Origin of the sequence: Georhizobium sp. MAB10, assembly GCF_045012825.1 — a bacterium.
Classification (GTDB): Bacteria; Pseudomonadota; Alphaproteobacteria; order Rhizobiales; family Rhizobiaceae; genus Georhizobium; species Georhizobium profundi.
In genome coordinates this window covers 3,647,468-3,662,413 of record NZ_CP118314.1, presented here as the reverse complement: position 1 = coordinate 3,662,413, position 14,946 = coordinate 3,647,468, and the positions used below count along the sequence as shown (strand labels likewise).

The window sequence follows — 14,946 nt, the reverse complement described above, 5'->3', positions numbered from 1 at the left end:
GAATGCATGTGCGATTGGCCATGAGGGCCGCGATGCTGGGCGGTGTGGCCATGGCGCTTTCGGGCTGTCTCGGCAGCCCGACCTACGGCACCGGCACGGATGCGACCACGCAGTTTCTCAACGATATCGGCGACGTTGCGTCCATTCGTCCCCAGCAGGGCGGCGATATCGCCTATCAGCCGAGGCCTGATCTGGTGCGGCCGACCGACACGTCGGCGCTGCCGGCACCGCAGACGGCCCTGTCGCGGACCCAGGCTTGGCCGGAATCGCCCGAGGAAACCCGCGCGCGTCTGCGGGCCGAAGCCGATCTTTCGGGCGGTACCGGCAGCTTCAGTTCTCCGCTCGCCCAGCGCGAAGTCGGCGGCGGTCGTGGGCGCGAGGCGCCCAATCCTCGCCGTGGCCCCGTGGGCGGTCCCGTTGGGCTTCCAAGTGGCTTGTCAGGTGCAGAAGCGCAGGCTGATTACCGCGCCCGCCAGGAGATCGCGCGCTCTGCCGATCCCACAACGCGCAACTTCCTGTCTGAGCCGCCACTCGAATATCGCCAGCCGATCGCAACCGCCCCCGTGGGCGACATGGGCGAATCGGAGCGGACGAAGGAGCGCCGGCGTCTGCAGGAAGCGCAGCGCGGTCAGTCCCTGCGGCAGCGGTGGCTGCCGTTCTGATCGGAGTTCCGCAAGCTATCGCTTAAGCGCGAAGAACTCCTTGAGAATGCGTGCGGCGCTGGCTTCGCCGATCCCGGCATAAACGTCCGGAGCGTGGTGGCAGGTCGGCTGGTCGAAGAAGCGGCCGCCACTGATCACGGCGCCCCCTTTCGGATCTGAAGCGCCGAAATAGAGCCGTCTGATGCGCGCGAAGGAAATCGCCGCTGCGCACATGGCGCAAGGCTCGAGCGTCACGTAGAGATCGCAGTCTGAAAGCCGTTCGCTGTCGAGGACACGGGCAGCGGCGCGAATGGCGGCAATCTCGGCATGGGCCGTCACGTCGCGCAACTCTCGCGTGCGATTGCCCTCCTGAGCGACGATGGTGCCTTCATGCACGATAACGGCACCGACCGGCACTTCGCCACGCTGACCGGCCGCTTCCGCAGCGGCCAGCGCGTGGTCCATGAATGTCGGGCGCTCTTGTCCAGCCATTTTTCTCTTAATCCAGATCGGGCAACCTGATAGGAAAGCGCCCGACAAAAGGCAAATCTCACAATGAGCTTCAAAGACAAACCCAAGGGCAAGGGCGGCGCGGCCCCCCGTTCAAAGCCGCCGGTTCGCGACAGGAAAGCCAAGCCCGCAGCGGCAAGCGTGGCCGAAACGGGCGCAGCGACTGCGCCTGCCGAACCCGAGCGCATCTCCAAGCTTCTCGCCCGCGCCGGCATCGCCTCGCGGCGTGATGTGGAGCGCATGATTGCCGAGGGGCGCGTTCGGCTGAACGGCAAGGTCCTCGACACGCCGGCGATCAACGCCACCTTCGCCGATGCGATCGAAGTCGATGGCGAAGCCGTCAACGGCATCGAGCGCACGCGGCTTTGGCTCTACCACAAGCCGGCCGGCCTCGTGACGACCAATCGCGATCCGGAAGGCCGTCCGACCGTTTTCGAACGGCTCCCGAAGGCGCTGCCGCGGGTCATGTCCATCGGGCGTCTCGACATCAACACCGAAGGCCTGCTGCTGCTCACCAATGACGGCGGTCTTGCCCGCGTTCTGGAGTTGCCGACGACCGGCTGGCTGCGCCGCTACCGCGTGCGCGCCCATGGCGACATCAGTCAGGAAAAGCTCGACACGCTGAAAGACGGGATCGCCGTGGAAGGCGTGCTCTACGGCGGGATCGAGGCGACGCTCGACCGCCAGCAGGGGGCCAATGTCTGGATCACGATGGGGCTGCGCGAGGGCAAAAATCGCGAGATCAAGAACGTGCTCGGCGCGCTCGGCCTCGATGTCAACCGCCTGATCCGCATCTCCTATGGCCCGTTCCAGTTGCAGGATCTGCCGGAAGGCCAGGTCGTGGAAGTGCGCGGGCGCATGCTGCGCGATCAGCTTGGACCGCGCCTCATCGAAGAAGCCGGTGCGGATTTTGATGCACCCATTGTGCACCAGACCGATGGTGCCGATGAAGCCGACGACAGCAGGCAGAAAGCAGGCGCGAAGCCGAAGCCCTTCGGCGAAAAGCCGGTGGAACGGAACGAGCGACTGCGTGGCCGTCTCGACACCAAGCGCGAGGCGCCCGCCTGGAGCAAGGACGAATCGCGGAGCAGGGACGCTTCCCGCAGTAAAGATGGGCCCCGTGGGAAAGACGGGCCCCGCAGCAAGGATGGTCCCCGTGGCAAGGACGCTGGCGGCAAGGATGGGCCGCGCAAGCCGGTGACGCCGCAGGTGCGTCGATCGAGCAATGTCTGGATCGCGCCCGGTGCGCGACCGATGGGCCCGAAGCGCGCCGCAGAGAAGGAAGATGCCGATCGCCGCCAGGCCGAGCGCGACGCCAAGCGGGAGTCGCGTGGAGATCGGGCAGGCGCTCGCCCCCGTCGCGAAAGCGGCGATGCGAATGCGCGCCCCACGCGAGGCGCAAAGCCCGCATTCGCCGGATCCGATCGCGCACGAAGCGATGCGCCGCGCGATGGCGAACGTCCGCGCAGGGACGAACGCCCGCGCCGTGCCGATCGTCCGGAAGGATCGGGCGCTGCCAGAGGCCCTGGCGCGAGAGGCGCAGGCGCCCGTACGGAAGACAGCCGATCGCCATCGACCGGCGAAGGCCGGCCGAGAAGTCAGGGGCGCAGCGCACCGGGCAGTGCATCGGAAAAACCAGCCGGGCGTGGTCCGCGTCCTGCAGGTGGTCCAGGCAAGCCGGCAGGGGCTGGTCGCAGCTTCGGGGAGAAGCCGGGTGCTGGTGGCCGTCCTTCGGGCGGCAGACCTGCGAGCGTCAACAAAGCACGAGATGGCAAGCCCAGAGACGGCAAGCCGGGCGGTACGAGACCGGGCGGCAAGCCGAGAGATGGCAAGCCGGGTGGTGGCCCACGCGGTGCGGGCGGATCGAAAGGACCTGGCAATGCGGATCGTCGGCGGTGAATTCGGCGGCCGGGCACTGAAGGCGCCCCGTACCGACGCCATTCGCCCGACCAGCGACCGGACCCGTGAAAGCCTGTTCAACATTCTCGCCCACGCCTATCCGGGCGCGGTCGAAGGCGCGCGCGTGCTGGAACTCTTCGCAGGCACCGGCGCCGTCGGGCTCGAAGCCCTATCGCGCGGGGCGTCATCAGCAATCTTCGTGGAGCAATCGGTCGAGGGCCGCGCCCTGATCCAGGCCAACATCGAGGCCTTCGGCCTGATGGGCCGCACCAAGATTTTCAGGCGCAACGCCACGGCGCTCGGCGCCTGCCGGAACCTCGAGCCTTACAGCTTCATCTTCGCCGATCCGCCCTACGGCAAGGGGCTCGGGGAGGCCGCGTTGAACGGCGCGGCGGCGGACGGATGGATCGCCGACGGTGCGCTCGTGCTGCTCGAGGAACGGTCCGATCAGAGCCCCGAATTGGCTCGTTCATTTTTTCCTCTTGAATCCCGTGTATTCGGAGAAACGAGCATCCATTTCTATCGTTACGAGCCGGGACGAAACGGATCATGAGCATCGTCAACGAGCCATCAGCGATGACGCTTGACATGCGGCGTCGGACCTCCGAGCCGACGGTTGCCGTCGCGTTTGGCGGTGGTGGCGCGCGTGGGATTGCGCACATCCATGTCGTGCAGGCCCTGAACGACCTGGACATTCAGCCGGTCGCAATTTCCGGAGCATCGATCGGCGCGATCATTGGTTCGGCCATGGCAGCCGGTATGCGTGGCCGCGAAATCAGCGAATTTGCGCTCGCCACCGTCGGTAACTGGTCGGAAGTGGCAAGCCGCCTGTGGAAGATGCGCCCGCAGACGATCGCCGAAATGTTTCGCCGCAAGCGTGGCCAGTTCGGCCAGTTCGACATCGAGCGCATTCTCCATGGCTTCCTGCCGCAGGCGATCCCGCAGGATTTCGCCGACCTGCAGATACCGACCAAGATCGTTGTTACCGACTACTATGCCCAGTGCGAGCGGATCTGCGACACCGGTGATCTCTACAATGCCATCGGTGCCTCAGCTGCCATTCCCGCCGTCTTTCGCCCGGTCGTACGCGGCGGACGCGTGCTGATCGATGGCGGCATCTACAATCCTGTGCCCTACGATCATCTGCTGGGTCTTGCCGACATCGTCATTGCCATCGATGTCACGGGTGGCCCTTGCGGCAACGAAACCCGTATCCCGTCGCGTGTCGACGCGATTTTCGGTGCAAACCAGCTGATGATGCAGTCGATCATCTCGATGAAACTGAAGGCTTGCCCGCCGGATATCTTCCTGCGGCCTGATGTCAGCCGGTTCCGTGTGCTCGATTTCCCCCGGGTCGCGGAGATCCTGGCCGCTTCGGCGCCGGTGCGCGATCAGCTGAAATTTGCTCTCGACGAGGCTTTCGAGAGCCATGCGAAGGCCCGCCGCGGCCATTGATTGCGGCAGGCCTGATCGCCTCAGGCGGCAAACACGGCGTCCATGTCGGCAAAGCCCTTGAATTCGAGCGCGTTGCCCGACGGGTCACGAATGAAGAGCGTCGCCTGTTCTCCCGGCTGGCCTTCGAAGCGGATCTGCGGCTCCAGGATCCAGTCGATCCCATCCGCACCCTTCAGTCTTTCAGCCAGCGCCCGCCATTCGTCCATCGCCAGTACGGCGCCGAAATGCGGGATCGGCACGGCCTTGCCATCGACCGTGCCATTGCCTTCGGCGCCGGCGTCGCGCGCCGACGGACGCACATGGCCCGACATTTGATGGCCGAAAAGATCGAAATCGATCCAGGTTTCCGATTCGCGGCCGATCGCGCAGCCAAGCACGTCGCGATAGAAGCTGCGCGTCTCTTCGATGTCGCGGATCGGAAAGGCAAGATGAAAGGGCCCGGCCATGAATGCTCTCCTCGAGATGAAAAACCGACGGCCTGTCTATGCGGTTCGCGGCGCGTTGAACAGGGAGCTGGCGCCTTGATGCGTTGCAGCAGGCGCAATACATGAGAGAGGCGGTTCGCCGTACCGCCATTTCCGCCCGCCAAGTCCTGCCGCACACAAGCTGCCGGGATCGTACAACGCTTCAGGAGTTCCGATGATCGATACCAGCGCGCTGGAAAGAGAAGCCGCAAGGCTGGTCGAACTGGCCAAGAGCGCCGGTGCGGATGCGGCAGACGCGGTCGTGGCGCGCGGACGTTCAAAGTCGGTGTCGGTGAGGCTGGGCAAGGTTGAAGGCACGAACGCTGCCGAAAGCGACGATTTCTCGCTCCGGGTCTTCGTCGGCAAGAAGGTCGCGAGCGTCTCGGCAGGCCCCGGTGCGGATCTGGCAGAACTTGCCGAGCGCGCGGTTGCCATGGCCCGCGTGTCGCCCGAAGATGCCTTTGCGGGCCTCGCCGATCCTGAAAGCCTCGCCCATGAGATCCTCGATCTCGACCGCTTCGATCCAACGGAAATCTCTGCGAGTGAACTGACCGAAGCGGCCTTGGCCGCAGAGGCGGCAGCACTCGCCGTTGACGGCGTCAGCAACTCGTCCGGCGCCGGCGCATCGGCCGGCATGGGCGGCATGGTGCTCGTCACCTCGCACGGGTTCTCGGGGTCCTTCATGGCGACGCGCTTCGGCCGCTCCGTCAGCGTCATTGCCGGCGAAGGCACGAAGATGGAGCGCGATTACGATTTCGACAGCCGGCTCTTCGCCGCAGAACTCGATAGCCCCGCGACCATCGGGAAGCGGGCGGGCGAGCGGACTGTTCGCCGCGTGGGACCGCGCCAGGCCGAGACCGGTCGCAACATAACCGTCGTCTTCGATCCGCGTGTGGCACGAGGCTTCGTTGGTCATGTGGCGAGCGCCATCAATGGCGCATCCGTCGCGCGCAAGACGAGCTTCCTGCGCGACAAGATGGGCCAGCAGGTCATGAAGGCCGGTACCGTGATCACGGACGATCCACTAATCCATCGTGGTCCTGCGTCGCAGCCATTCGACGGCGAGGGCGTGCGTGGTCAACGGATGACGATGATCGACGATGGCGTGCTGGCAAACTGGTTTCTCTCCAGCTCGACGGCACGCGAACTGGGCCTCAAGACCAACGGGCGCGGCGTGCGCAGCGGCAGCATCGTCAACCCTGGCTCCACAAACCTTGCGCTGGAGCCAGGAGGCATGTCGCCGGAAGACATGATCCGCCAGATCGGCACCGGCTTCTACGTCACCGAACTCATCGGCCACGGCGTCGACATGCTGACCGGCGAATACAGCCGCGGCGCCAGCGGCTTCTGGATCGAGAATGGCGAGATCGCCTATCCGGTCGCGGAGGTCACCATCGCCTCGAACCTGAAGGACATGTTCATGCGGTTGGCGCCCGCCAATGACATAGACCGCAAGTTCGGAACCGCAGCTCCCACGATCGCAATCGAAGGAATGACGCTTGCCGGCCGATGATGCCCGCAACGCCGCCACCTGGACGGCTGATCTCGACCTGATCTTCGGTGCGGCCGAGGAGGCGGGACGCATCGCCATGCGCCATTTCCGCAATGCGCCGGACGTCTGGTACAAGAACGGCGGAACCTCGCCGGTCTCGGCCGCAGACATGGCGGTGGACAGCTTCCTGAAGGACGCGCTGCTTGGAGCACGACCCGACTATGGCTGGTTGTCGGAAGAAACGGTGGATGCCGCCGATCGACTGACGCATCGCAACGTTTTCGTCGTCGACCCGATCGATGGGACACGCGCTTTCATCGAAGGCATGGACACCTGGTGCGTCTCCATTGCGATCGTGTCCGACGGCACCCCGGTGGCCGGCGTTCTGGTCGCACCGGCGCTGGCGGAGACCTACTCCGCATCGCAGGCGGGCCAGGCGCGCAAGAACGGTCAGGTGATGGTCGGCACTACAGTGGATGCAACCCAACCCTTGCGGTTCGCTGCGCCCAAGCCGCTGGTCGAGGGCCTGTCCGAGCGCCTCGGGCGCAACGTATCGCGCATGCCGCACATCCCCTCGCTCGCTTATCGTCTGGCCATGGTGGCAGATGGCCGGCTCGACGCGACGCTCGTCAGCGCCAAGGCGCGTGATTGGGATATCGCTGCGGCCGATCTCATTCTGTCGCGTGTCGGTGGTCAGGTGATGACGCTTTCGGCCGAAACGATCGCCTATAACCGCGCCGAGACCGACCATGGCATCCTCGTCGCAGGTCAGGCAGCGCTGATGCCGGGCCTTGCGCATGCTGTGGCTGCACTCCACGCCCCGGCCGCCGAGCATTGACCTTTACCGCGAATTGTTCGAAACCGCTTTGGATTTCCGATCTATCGAAGGAACCGCCCAATGTCTGAAGCAGGACAGAAACAGCTTCTCCACCTGGTTTTCGGCGGCGAACTCGCCACGTTGAAGGAAGTGAAGTTCCGCGATCTCGACAAGCTCGACATCGTCGGCATCTTCCCCGACTACCAGTCGGCGCTGGCTGCCTGGAAGTCGAAGGCACAGCTGACGGTCGACAACGCCCACATGCGCTATTTCATCGTGCACATGCACAGGCTGCTCGATCCGGAGACCGATATCGTCACCGCGGTCAAATCGACGATCTGAAGCCGTTACCTTGCCGGTTCCCGACAATCAGCGCGTGGACCCTGCCGTCTCCTCCGGAAACGGCAGGCGGGTAACGCCGCCTGAACGAAGGCTCGGTCGCCGGATCCTGTCCTCGCCGGTTTTCCAGGCGGTCGCCGCGCGCGTTCTGCACGGCGTCTTGTGGTTGATCTACAAAACCAACCGTCCCGTGGCGTCGTCCGAAGATCTCGCGACGATCGCAAAAAGCGACGGTCCGCTGATCATCGCACTTTGGCACGGACAGCAATCGCTCGTGCAGTTCACGCGTCCTGAAAACGAGAAGGTCGCGAGCCTCGTTTCCCGCAGCGTCGATGCCGAAATCAACGCGCGTGTGATCCTGCTGGCTGGTAATGAAGTGGTGCGCGGTTCAGGCGGACGCGAGCGCGAAGCAGCAAGCCGCAAGGGCGGAGCACAGGCCTTGATCGCGCTGCGCAACGCGCTGCGGCGAGGGCGGCACGTGGTGATGATCGCCGATATCTCGAAGGGCGCGCCGCGCCAAGCGGGCGAGGGCGTCGTGCGGCTCGCCAAGGTCAGCGGCCGGCCGATCGTTCCGCTGGCGCTGGCAACGAGCCGCTATCATGTGGTCGAGAAGGCTTGGGACAAGATGACCATAAATCTGCCGTTCGGACGGCGTTGTCTGCGAATCGGTGCGCCCATCCATGTGGGGCCGGATGCAGGTCCGGACGAGTTGGAGGCCGCGCGCCAGAAAGTGACGGCCGAATTGAACCGGGTGACGGCGGCGGCGTACGAAGCGGCGGAGGCAGGCAGATGAGCGGAGGCTGGGCACGTGTCGTGCTGACCGGCTATCGCCTTGCCGGTGCAGCCGTTTATCCCTTCATCGGCGGCTATATCTCCATGCGTGCCGCGCGCGGCAAGGAAGAGCGTTCGCGCCGCCGGGAGCGTTACGGTTACGCGAGTGCGCCGCGGCCGGAAGGTCCGCTCGTCTGGTTCCATGCGGCGAGCGTCGGCGAAACGATGGCGGTCATTCCGCTCATCGAAGCGGTCGCCGAACGCGGCATCTCCATCGTCTTGACGACAGGCACGGTCACGTCTGCGACCATCGCGCGCGACCGGCTCGATCCGGCGATTCATCACCAATATGTGCCGCTCGACCTGCGCCCGGCCATCCGCCGGTTCCTCGATCACTGGCGACCGGACGTGGCGATCTTCGCCGAGTCCGAGATCTGGCCGATGACGATCCTGGAGCTTGGCGCGCGCCGGATCCCGCAGATCCTGGTCAATGGTCGGTTGTCCGACAAATCTTTTGAGCGCTGGAAGCGCCGCAGTTCGCTCGCCGAAGCGCTGTTCGAGCACTTCTCCCACGTGATCGCGCGCACCGACATCGATGCCGAACGCTTCCGCCAGCTCGGCGCCAGGCCTGTCACAATCTCGGGCAATCTGAAGGTCGATACGAACGCCCCGCCCTATGATCCCGATGAACTGGCCGAGGTTCAGGCGCAGGTCGGCGATCGGGCGACCTGGGCGGCGATCTCGACATTTGACGGCGAGGAGGCGCTCGCCGCCGATGCCCATGAGTTCGTGCGTCCTCACGTCAACGCGTTGACGATCATCGTCCCGCGGCACCCGGAACGCGGCGACGCGGTGGAGGCGATGCTGGTTCAACGCGGCCTCAAGGTGGCGCGCCGGTCGAGGGGCGATGTTATCGACGCGACGACGGACGTGTTCCTCGGCGACACGATCGGCGAGATGGGGCTCTATCTCCGCCTGACGGAGGTCGTGTTCGTCGGCCGTTCCTTGACCGGCGAAGGCGGGCAGAACCCGCTCGAACCCGCCATGCTCGGCGCGGCCGTGCTTTCCGGTCGCAACGTGCAGAATTTCCGCGAGACCTATCAGAAGCTTCTGAAGAACGGTGGCGGGCGCATCGTGCGCGATGGTGAGATGCTGTCCAAGGCCGTGCACTATCTTTTGACCAACGACAAGGTCCGCCAGGACATGATCAAGGCCGGCCAGCGCACGGTCCATGACATGCGCGGTGCGCTGGCGCTCACGATCCGCGCGCTGGAACCCTATATCAGCCCGCTTGCGGTCAAGGCGCGGCTGCAGACCTACGAGATGGAACGACAAGAGGAGTGACGGACCATGGTCAGCGAGGCACCTCCCTTCTGGTGGAATGACGCGGATTGGCGCGCCAAGGGCCTCGCTCCGGTCGCCTGGGCCTATGGCTCGATCGCGAGGCGCATCATGGACCGCCGCCAGCGTCTGCGGCTGCCCGTCCCCGTCATCTGCGTCGGCAATTTCACCGTGGGCGGTGCGGGCAAGACGCCGACGGCCATGGCGCTGGCGAAGGCGGCCGTCGCCAAGGGGCGCAAGCCCGGCATCCTGTCGCGTGGCTACGGCGGCTCGATGGACGGCCCGGTTCTGGTCGATCCGCACCATCACCGCGCCAAGGATGTCGGTGACGAGCCGATGCTTCTCGCAACGCACGCGCCGACCGTGATTTCGCGAGACCGCCGCCGCGGCGCCGAGATGCTGATCGCAAGCGGTGTCGACATGATCATCATGGATGACGGCTTTCAAAGCGCGCAGATCGAAAACGACTATGCGCTGCTGGTGATCGATGCAGGCCGCGGCCTCGGCAATGGCCATGTCATCCCGGCCGGCCCCGTGCGGGCGCCCGTGATCGATCAGCTGCGCCATGCCACCGCGCTCCTGACGGTCGGCTCCGGTGCTGCCGCCTCCGACATGGTGCGGCGTGCATCACGTGCGGGCAAGCCGATCCATCAGGCGCGCATCGTTCCGCGCGATCCGGGCCGGTTCAGCAGCCAGCGCGTTTTTGCCTATGCCGGCATCGGCGATCCGCATCGCTTTTTCCGCTCGCTGGAAGAGGCTGGGGCCGAGATCGTGCGCAAGCGCTCCTTCGGCGATCACCACCCTTTCACCGACGAAGAGATGCGCGACCTGATCGCGGACGCCGACAAGGATGATCTGCAACTGGTGGCGACGGAAAAGGACGTGACGCGGCTCAAGGGCCACCATGGTCTCGCCGAAGAGCTTCTGGCCAAAACCGACGCGCTTCTGATCGACATGGTGTTCGATCAGCCGAGCATCCCCACATCCATCGTGGAAAAGGCGATCGCGACATTCAAGGACAAGCGGCTGTCGGCGCCGTTCGGCTAAAAAGCCAATGGCCGGATCAGGCGGGCAGGGTGCCGGCCCGCTTTTCGGCTTCGACGGACGCGATGACGTCCACATAGGGTTCCTGGCGCGCGACGCTCCAGTATTTCAGCTCGTCGATCGGAATCTGCTGGCCCGTGATGGCGCACAGCACATAGGTGCCGGGCACGACGACCTGAAAGTCGCCATCGAGATAGCGCAGCTTTGCGGGCCTGGCGCCCGCGCCCTCGAAGCGGTTCATCACGTTCTGGCTTCCTGCTTTCGACCTGTCGATGACGGGATATAGCAAGCCCGAGGAGCGGCGCACAACCGTCCTTTGCCCGCGTCCCGGTCTTGCGCCCCTTGCGATGGTCGGCTCCTTGCTCCGGCGGTCCTGGAAACGCTTCAGCTTCGCCCGAACAGCCGCTCGATGTCGGCGAGCTTAAGTTCGATATAGGTCGGCCGGCCGTGGTTGCACTGGCCAGATCCTGGCGTCGCTTCCATCTGCCGGAGCAACGCGTTCATCTCCTCGGGCCGCAGGACGCGGCCGGATCTGACCGAGCCATAGCAGGCCATCGTCGCCGCCACATGATCGAGACGTGCGGCAAGACCGCTGGCGTCGTCCCACTCCGCCATCTCGTCCGCGAGGTCACGGACCAGCGCCACGGCATCGATCTCGCCAAGCATCGCCGGCGTTTCACGAATGGCGATCGCCCCCGGCCCGAAGCGCTCGATGCCGAGGCCGAGCTTCGCCAGTTCGTCGGCATGCTGGATCAACCGGTCGCAATCCTCTTCGGGAAGGTCGACGATCTCGGGAATGAGCAGGCCCTGGGAAGCCAGTGGTTGGTCGCCGGCAAGCAGCGTCTTGCGGAAGGCCTCGAAGACCAGCCGTTCATGCGCGGCATGCTGGTCGACAATGACAAGGCCATCGGCGGTCTGCGATACGATGTAATTGGCATGCACCTGCGCCCGCGCCGCGCCAAGCCGATGGTCCGCCCCATTGAGTGCAGCCGGCATGGGTGCCGATGGCCGCGCGGAAGGCATGGAAATGGTGTCGAAAGGCGCTTGCTCGCCCTCGGAAAACCCCTGGGACGGCGCGCTGTCGAGCGGCCGATAAGGCGAGTTCGCGACATCATAGCCGGCCACTGCGGGCGCCGCCGGTCGATAGGCGTAGGCGCCGGAATGCCCGTTTGTCGAACGCGCACCCATTGAGAAAGAGGCTGCCATCGAGCGTGCCGCGACGGTGGAGGCGCGGTCGCCTTCCATGGCAAGCGCTTCGCGGATGGCGCCGACGATCAGTCCGCGCACGAGTCCCGGATCGCGGAAGCGCACATCGGACTTCGCCGGATGAACATTGACGTCGACGAGCGCCGGATCGAGCGCGATCGACAGCACCGCAACCGGATGACGGCCTCGCGGGACGGTTTCGGCATAGGCGCCGCGCAGCGCCGATGCGAGCAGCCGGTCCTGCACGGGGCGTCCGTTCACGAAGGCATATTGGTGCAGCGCGTTGCCGCGGTTGAACGTCGGCACGCCGGCATGGCCGGTCAGTTCCACGCCTTCGCGCCAGGCGTCGAGCGCAATGGCGTTTTCGGTGAAATCCTTGCCCAGGATTTGCGCGATGCGCGCTAGCCGGTCTTCGCCGGTCGCGGGAAAATCGAGCGTGGTCCGGTCAGTGCCGCTCAAGAGGAAGCGCACATGCGGGAAAGCGAGCGCCATGCGGCGAACGATTTCGGTGATAGCGCTCGCTTCGGCGCGCTCGGACTTCATGAACTTCAGCCGCGCCGGTGTCGCGAAGAAGAGGTCGCGCACTTCCACGATGGTCCCGCGGTTTGCGGCGGCGGGCCGAGCTTCGCAGTGGCGCCCGCCCTCGACGACGATCTCGTGACCCATGTCGGAATCGGCCATCCGGCTCGTGATCTTCAGCCTCGCGACCGAGCCGATGGAGGGCAGGGCCTCGCCGCGAAAGCCGAGCGTGCGGATGTCCAGGAGATCGTCCGTGATCTTCGAGGTGCAATGCCGGCGCACGGCCAGCGCCAGATCGTCCGGCGTCATGCCGGAGCCATTGTCGGTCACGCGGATCAGCGTCTTGCCGCCGCCTGACGTCGCGATCTCGATACGGGTCGCGCCGGCATCGACCGCATTCTCGACCAGCTCTTTCACCACGCTGGCCGGACGCTCGACGACTTCGCCGGCGGCGATCTGGTTGATCAGCGTTTCGGATAGTTGGTGGATGGCCATGGCATATTCTCGCGGATTCGCCTGCGTGGCGGAAGATCAGACAGGCAGCTATCCCGCCCGATCATCGCTATTGCAAATCATTCGCAATTGACAGCGACGGGTTGAGCTCCTACCTTAAAATGAGAATGAGTTGCAATTGAAGGTGGCGACATGTCGGGTGCTTCCCGCGTGACACTTGTATCCAGAGGGCTGCTCCAATTCTGCGCGATGGTCGCGGTGGCGATCCTCGCGCTGTCTCCAGGCGCCAATGCCCAGGGCGCTGATCGCGAGAAGCTCCAGGTCGTCGCCACGGTGTCGATGATCGGAGATGCCGTTCGTTCCGTCGCCGGCGATCGCGCCGACGTCCAGACGCTGATGGGTGAGGGGGTCGATCCGCATCTCTACCGCCAGACCCAGGCGGATGTGGCCGCCATGGCCCGCGCAGACGCCGTCTTCTGGAACGGGCTCTATCTCGAGGCACAGCTTGAGGAATTTCTTGAGCAACTGTCCCGGCATCGACCGGTCTTCGCGCTCGGCGAAAACGTGCCCGTCGAAAAGCGCATCGCCAACGCCGATTACGCCGACCGCTATGATCCCCATATCTGGATGGATCCTTCGCTCTGGCGCTATGTGGTCGAAGGTGCCCGTGATGCGCTCATTGAACTCGACCCCGAAGGTGCGGAGATTTACCAGGCCAATGCCGAGCAAAGCCTCGCCGATCTGGCCGAACTGGAGGCTTACGCCCAAGCCAGCCTTGCCACCGTGCCCGAAGACAAGCGCATGCTGATCACCGCGCATGACGCCTTCAGCTATTTCGGTCGCGCGTATGGCTTCGAAGTGCTGGGCATCCAGGGTTTGTCGACCGAGAGCGAGGCGGGCCTGCGGCAGGTCGATCAATTGGTCTTCCTCATCGTCGAGCACGATATCAACGCGATCTTCGTCGAAACATCCGTGTCGGAACGCAACGTGCGCGCGCTGATAGAGGGTGCGGCTGCCCGCGGCCAGGAAGTCACCATCGGAGGTCGGCTCTATTCCGATGCCATGGGTCCTGCCGGAACCTATGCCGGCACCTATATCGGAATGATCGACGCCAATGTGACCACCATTACGCGCAGCCTGGGCGGCAACGCTCCCGCTGGCGGAATGGCCGGCCAGCTGGGCGAAAGCTGAGAAGAGGCCGGACCGAACGCCATGCTGAACCGCGTCGATCAACCGCCGGCTTTGTCGATCTCCGGTCTTTCGGTCGCCTATGGCGACAAGCCGGCTCTTTCCGCCGTCGATGCCGTGTTCCACCAGGGCCGGATGAGTGCGGTGATCGGCCCGAACGGCGCCGGCAAGTCCACGCTTTTGAAGGCCGCCATGGGTATGGTGCCCCTGATCACCGGAAAGGTGGAGTTTTTCGGCCTGCCGCTGGCGGCTGCCCGCAATCGCGTCGCCTATGTGCCCCAACGCGCAAGTGTCGATTGGGATTTTCCGGCCTCGGTCATCGATGTGGTGATGATGGGTCTTTACTGCGAACTCGGCCCATTCCGCTTCGCCGCGAAAAAGCACAGGGACCAGGCGCGCGATTGTCTGCGCGAGGTTGATCTGGAGCCCTTGGCCGATCGCCAGATCGGACAGCTGTCGGGCGGCCAGCAGCAACGCGTGTTCATCGCCCGTGCGCTCGCCCAGAAGGCCGATCTCCTGATCCTCGACGAGCCGCTGGCAGGCGTCGATGCCGCGACGGAGCGCACCATCGTGACGCTTCTGAAGAAGCTGGCCGGCGAAGGCTCGGCAATCATCACGGTTCACCACGATCTTTCGACGGTGCGCGATTATTACGACGATGTCCTGATCATGAATGTGCGAACCGTTGCCAACGGCACGGTGGCGGACACCTTCACCGAGCAAAAGCTCGCCGATGCCTATGGCGGGCGCCTCGTCGGAGCTGGCCTGCCGGCTCCGGTACCTGGCGCCAAGGTCGAGGCGTGAGAC

The 14,946-nt window shown here is 64.9% G+C and carries 16 protein-coding genes; 12 read left to right on the top strand and 4 right to left on the bottom strand.

Features of this window, described 5'->3' with window-relative positions; all coding sequences use genetic code 11:
- Nucleotides 1–32 precede the first annotated feature (32 nt).
- On the top strand, nt 33–662 hold the full coding sequence (locus PU133_RS17550) for a hypothetical protein (protein WP_404862736.1): 630 nt from the start codon (nt 33–35) through the stop codon (nt 660–662).
- A 15-nt stretch (nt 663–677) separates the two neighbouring features.
- Here the strand turns inward: PU133_RS17550 and PU133_RS17545 are convergent, their stop codons facing one another.
- On the bottom strand, nt 678–1,133 hold the full coding sequence (locus PU133_RS17545) for a nucleoside deaminase (protein ID WP_126011643.1): 456 nt from the start codon (nt 1,131–1,133) through the stop codon (nt 678–680).
- 63 nt (nt 1,134–1,196) lie between these two features.
- Between PU133_RS17545 and PU133_RS17540 the strand changes: the two genes are divergently transcribed.
- Genes PU133_RS17540 through PU133_RS17530 form a run of 3 tightly spaced genes read left to right on the top strand, consistent with a single transcriptional unit; the run spans nt 1,197 to nt 4,505 of the window.
- Nucleotides 1,197–3,050 carry a pseudouridine synthase gene (locus PU133_RS17540; protein ID WP_404862735.1) on the top strand — a complete coding sequence of 618 codons (1,854 nt, stop codon included), beginning with the start codon at nt 1,197–1,199 and terminating at the stop codon, nt 3,048–3,050.
- Nucleotides 3,031–3,603: a 16S rRNA (guanine(966)-N(2))-methyltransferase RsmD gene (rsmD, locus tag PU133_RS17535; protein ID WP_126011639.1), complete on the top strand. Its 573-nt coding sequence runs from the start codon at nt 3,031–3,033 to the stop codon at nt 3,601–3,603. Before PU133_RS17540 ends, rsmD begins: the two co-directional genes overlap by 20 nt.
- Complete coding sequence (locus PU133_RS17530; RefSeq protein WP_245451361.1) at nt 3,600–4,505, top strand: patatin-like phospholipase family protein; 906 nt, start codon at nt 3,600–3,602, stop codon at nt 4,503–4,505. Before rsmD ends, PU133_RS17530 begins: the two co-directional genes overlap by 4 nt.
- A 20-nt stretch (nt 4,506–4,525) precedes the next feature.
- Here the strand turns inward: PU133_RS17530 and PU133_RS17525 are convergent, their stop codons facing one another.
- A complete protein-coding gene (locus PU133_RS17525) occupies nt 4,526–4,951 on the bottom strand; it encodes a VOC family protein (protein ID WP_404862734.1) in 426 nt (141 codons plus the stop codon).
- A 193-nt stretch (nt 4,952–5,144) separates the two neighbouring features.
- On the opposite strand from PU133_RS17525, the gene PU133_RS17520 reads away from it, so the two are divergent.
- The 6 genes from PU133_RS17520 to lpxK are packed head-to-tail and all read left to right on the top strand — an operon-like array spanning nt 5,145 to nt 10,776.
- Nucleotides 5,145–6,482 carry a TldD/PmbA family protein gene (locus PU133_RS17520; protein WP_404862733.1) on the top strand — a complete coding sequence of 446 codons (1,338 nt, stop codon included), beginning with the start codon at nt 5,145–5,147 and terminating at the stop codon, nt 6,480–6,482.
- Nucleotides 6,469–7,299, top strand: a complete 831-nt coding sequence (locus PU133_RS17515) for a 3'(2'),5'-bisphosphate nucleotidase CysQ (protein WP_404862732.1) — start codon at nt 6,469–6,471, stop codon at nt 7,297–7,299. Before PU133_RS17520 ends, PU133_RS17515 begins: the two co-directional genes overlap by 14 nt.
- 60 nt (nt 7,300–7,359) lie before the next feature.
- The gene (locus PU133_RS17510) at nt 7,360–7,620 is read left to right on the top strand and encodes a DUF4170 domain-containing protein (RefSeq protein ID WP_126011633.1); all 261 of its coding nucleotides are present in this window, start codon (nt 7,360–7,362) and stop codon (nt 7,618–7,620) included.
- A gap of 10 nt (nt 7,621–7,630) precedes the next feature.
- Entirely contained in the window at nt 7,631–8,410 is a 780-nt protein-coding gene (locus PU133_RS17505; protein ID WP_404862731.1) for a lysophospholipid acyltransferase family protein, read from the top strand.
- Nucleotides 8,407–9,732: a lipid IV(A) 3-deoxy-D-manno-octulosonic acid transferase gene (gene waaA, locus PU133_RS17500; RefSeq protein WP_404862730.1), complete on the top strand. Its 1,326-nt coding sequence runs from the start codon at nt 8,407–8,409 to the stop codon at nt 9,730–9,732. The genes PU133_RS17505 and waaA overlap by 4 nt, the downstream gene beginning before the upstream one ends.
- 6 nt (nt 9,733–9,738) lie before the next feature.
- The gene (gene lpxK, locus PU133_RS17495) at nt 9,739–10,776 is read left to right on the top strand and encodes a tetraacyldisaccharide 4'-kinase (RefSeq protein ID WP_404862729.1); all 1,038 of its coding nucleotides are present in this window, start codon (nt 9,739–9,741) and stop codon (nt 10,774–10,776) included.
- A 16-nt stretch (nt 10,777–10,792) separates the two neighbouring features.
- Here the strand turns inward: lpxK and PU133_RS17490 are convergent, their stop codons facing one another.
- A complete protein-coding gene (locus tag PU133_RS17490) occupies nt 10,793–11,014 on the bottom strand; it encodes a DUF2093 domain-containing protein (protein WP_404862728.1) in 222 nt (73 codons plus the stop codon).
- 143 nt (nt 11,015–11,157) lie between these two features.
- On the bottom strand, nt 11,158–12,993 hold the full coding sequence (gene mutL / locus PU133_RS17485) for a DNA mismatch repair endonuclease MutL (protein ID WP_404862727.1): 1,836 nt from the start codon (nt 12,991–12,993) through the stop codon (nt 11,158–11,160).
- 150 nt (nt 12,994–13,143) lie between these two features.
- On the opposite strand from mutL, the gene PU133_RS17480 reads away from it, so the two are divergent.
- The gene (locus tag PU133_RS17480) at nt 13,144–14,142 is read left to right on the top strand and encodes a metal ABC transporter solute-binding protein, Zn/Mn family (protein ID WP_404862726.1); all 999 of its coding nucleotides are present in this window, start codon (nt 13,144–13,146) and stop codon (nt 14,140–14,142) included.
- Between the two features lie 21 nt (nt 14,143–14,163).
- Nucleotides 14,164–14,943: a metal ABC transporter ATP-binding protein gene (locus PU133_RS17475; protein WP_404862725.1), complete on the top strand. Its 780-nt coding sequence runs from the start codon at nt 14,164–14,166 to the stop codon at nt 14,941–14,943.
- Nucleotides 14,944–14,946 lie beyond the last annotated feature (3 nt).

Coding starts and splice junctions, on each gene's coding strand:
- PU133_RS17510 (WP_126011633.1), top strand. CDS start 7,360: ATGTCTGAAGCAGGACAGAAACAGCTTCTCCACCTGGTTTTCGGCGGC.
- PU133_RS17545 (WP_126011643.1), bottom strand. CDS start 1,133: ATGGCTGGACAAGAGCGCCCGACATTCATGGACCACGCGCTGGCCGCT.
- lpxK (WP_404862729.1), top strand. CDS start 9,739: ATGGTCAGCGAGGCACCTCCCTTCTGGTGGAATGACGCGGATTGGCGC.
- PU133_RS17480 (WP_404862726.1), top strand. CDS start 13,144: ATGTCGGGTGCTTCCCGCGTGACACTTGTATCCAGAGGGCTGCTCCAA.
- PU133_RS17530 (WP_245451361.1), top strand. CDS start 3,600: ATGAGCATCGTCAACGAGCCATCAGCGATGACGCTTGACATGCGGCGT.
- waaA (WP_404862730.1), top strand. CDS start 8,407: ATGAGCGGAGGCTGGGCACGTGTCGTGCTGACCGGCTATCGCCTTGCC.
- PU133_RS17525 (WP_404862734.1), bottom strand. CDS start 4,951: ATGGCCGGGCCCTTTCATCTTGCCTTTCCGATCCGCGACATCGAAGAG.
- PU133_RS17490 (WP_404862728.1), bottom strand. CDS start 11,014: ATGAACCGCTTCGAGGGCGCGGGCGCCAGGCCCGCAAAGCTGCGCTAT.
- PU133_RS17475 (WP_404862725.1), top strand. CDS start 14,164: ATGCTGAACCGCGTCGATCAACCGCCGGCTTTGTCGATCTCCGGTCTT.
- PU133_RS17540 (WP_404862735.1), top strand. CDS start 1,197: ATGAGCTTCAAAGACAAACCCAAGGGCAAGGGCGGCGCGGCCCCCCGT.
- rsmD (WP_126011639.1), top strand. CDS start 3,031: ATGCGGATCGTCGGCGGTGAATTCGGCGGCCGGGCACTGAAGGCGCCC.
- PU133_RS17550 (WP_404862736.1), top strand. CDS start 33: ATGCTGGGCGGTGTGGCCATGGCGCTTTCGGGCTGTCTCGGCAGCCCG.
- PU133_RS17520 (WP_404862733.1), top strand. CDS start 5,145: ATGATCGATACCAGCGCGCTGGAAAGAGAAGCCGCAAGGCTGGTCGAA.
- mutL (WP_404862727.1), bottom strand. CDS start 12,993: ATGGCCATCCACCAACTATCCGAAACGCTGATCAACCAGATCGCCGCC.